The organism is Isoptericola sp. NPDC057391 (assembly GCF_042668085.1).
Classification (GTDB): Bacteria; Actinomycetota; Actinomycetes; order Actinomycetales; family Cellulomonadaceae; genus Isoptericola.
The window spans coordinates 1-1,676 of the sequence record NZ_JBHVBO010000327.1; the positions used below are offsets into that span (position 1 = coordinate 1).

Sequence of the window (1,676 nt, forward strand, 5' to 3'; positions counted from 1 at the left end):
CCGTGCGGTGCGGGCCCTTCGGTCTGGCGGAGGATGGGGGATTCGAACCCCCGAGGGCGTGAACCCAACACGCTTTCCAAGCGTGCGCCATAGGCCGCTAGGCGAATCCTCCTGGAGCGCGACCCGCATCCTGCGCGGGCAGCCCCAGAAGAATAGCCGACACCCCGCCGTGGCTCCGAATCCTGCGGGGGTGACGGCGGTCTCGCCCGCCGGTTTCGGGACGGGGCGGGGTCTCGGTTAGGCTGTCGGGCAGACCCCTCGTGCGGCACCATCTCGCCGAACTCCCCCAGGGCCGGAAGGCAGCAAGGGTAAGTGAGCTCTGGTGGGTGTGCGGGGGGTCCTTCACGTCCGGCCCGCCCCTCGCGCCGCCGCGAGAGTGCCGCGGGTCACAGGATCCACGATGCGGACGGCGAATCGTCCACTGCATGAGATTTTCACCTCGCCGGCTTGGTGAACCGGGCTGCGGGTGGTCACTCTGATGGCATGTCCCGCATCGCTCCCGCAGCCACCTCGACCGCGCGCTCCTGCCGTCGCGGCGAGATGTGCCACGCCGCGATGACGTCGGGCCGCATGACCACCTGCCGAATGTGCGAGCTCGGCTGACGCCTCACCGGCATCGACCGACGACGCCGTCGTCACCTCCTCCTCGGCCCGCCGGGGAACCCCCCTCTTCCTGCCGCCTCGAGCTGATGGCCGTGGCCGCCGCACCCCACCCCGCTCACCGGCGCCGTACCCGGCGCCTGCCCGGAAGGACCACCATGTCCCGGATCAGCACCCGCACCCGTCTCCTCGCCGTCACCGCGATCGCGGCCGCGACCACCGTCACCCTGTCCGCCTGCGGCGGCGCCGGCAACGCCGAGGGCGACGGCACGCTCCGCATCGGCGTCGTCGGCGCGTCCGAGGACAAGTGGGCCGTCTTCACCGACAAGGCCAAGGAGGAGGGGCTCGACATCGAGCTGGTCGACCTGCAGGACTACACGCAGGCCAACCCCTCCCTCTCGCAGGGCGAGCTGGACGCGAACCAGTTCCAGCACCTGCAGTTCCTCGCCGGCTACAACGTCGACGCCGACGACGACCTGACGCCGATCGGCGCCACCGCCGTCTACCCGCTGGGCCTGTACTCGGAGAAGCACTCCTCCCTCGAGGAGATCCCGGCCGGCGGCGAGGTGGCCGTGCCGAACGACCCGACCAACCTGGCCCGCGCGCTCCTCGTGCTGCAGGAGGCCGGCCTCATCGAGCTCAAGGACGGCGGCAGCGCCGTCTCCACCGAGGCCGACGTGCTGCCCAGCTCCAAGGTCACCGTCACTCCGGTCGCGGCCGAGCAGACGCCGATCCAGCTCAAGTCGGTGGACGCGTCCATCGTCAACAACGACTTCCTCAAGGACGCCGGGCTCGACCCCGAGACCGCGCTGTTCCAGGACGACCCCGACTCCGACGCCGCCGCCCCGTACATCAACGTGTGGGTGGCGCGCGCGGAGGACAAGGACGACCCGGACCTGAAGAAGCTCGCGGAGATCTCGCACTCGGACGAGGTCGTCGCCGCGGAGCAGGAGGCCTCCGGCAACACGGCCGTCATCAAGGACAACTCGCCGGAGGAGCTGCAGGAGATCCTGTCCGGCCTCGAGGACGACATCCGCAACGCTTCCTGACCCGACGACGGCCGGGGCGCGCGGGCC

General features: G+C 70.8%; 1 protein-coding gene, 1 tRNA gene and 1 other RNA gene. 2 read left to right on the forward strand and 1 reads right to left on the reverse strand.

The annotated features are described in order from the left end of the window. Positions 1-24: 24 nt before the first annotated feature. Positions 25-112, reverse strand: a tRNA-Ser gene (locus tag ACFUVW_RS20750). Between the two features lie 137 nt (positions 113-249). On the opposite strand from ACFUVW_RS20750, the gene ffs reads away from it, so the two are divergent. Continuing rightward, an RNA gene (gene ffs, locus ACFUVW_RS20755) (signal recognition particle sRNA small type) lies at positions 250-346 on the forward strand. 412 nt (positions 347-758) lie between these two features. Beyond that, positions 759-1,649 carry a MetQ/NlpA family ABC transporter substrate-binding protein gene (locus tag ACFUVW_RS20760; protein WP_430573184.1) on the forward strand — a complete coding sequence of 297 codons (891 nt, stop codon included), beginning with the start codon at positions 759-761 and terminating at the stop codon, positions 1,647-1,649. Positions 1,650-1,676 lie beyond the last annotated feature (27 nt).

Excerpts from the sequence above, each read along its gene's own strand:
- ACFUVW_RS20760 (WP_430573184.1), top strand. The coding sequence starts at position 759 with ATGTCCCGGATCAGCACCCGCACCCGTCTCCTCGCCGTCACCGCGATC.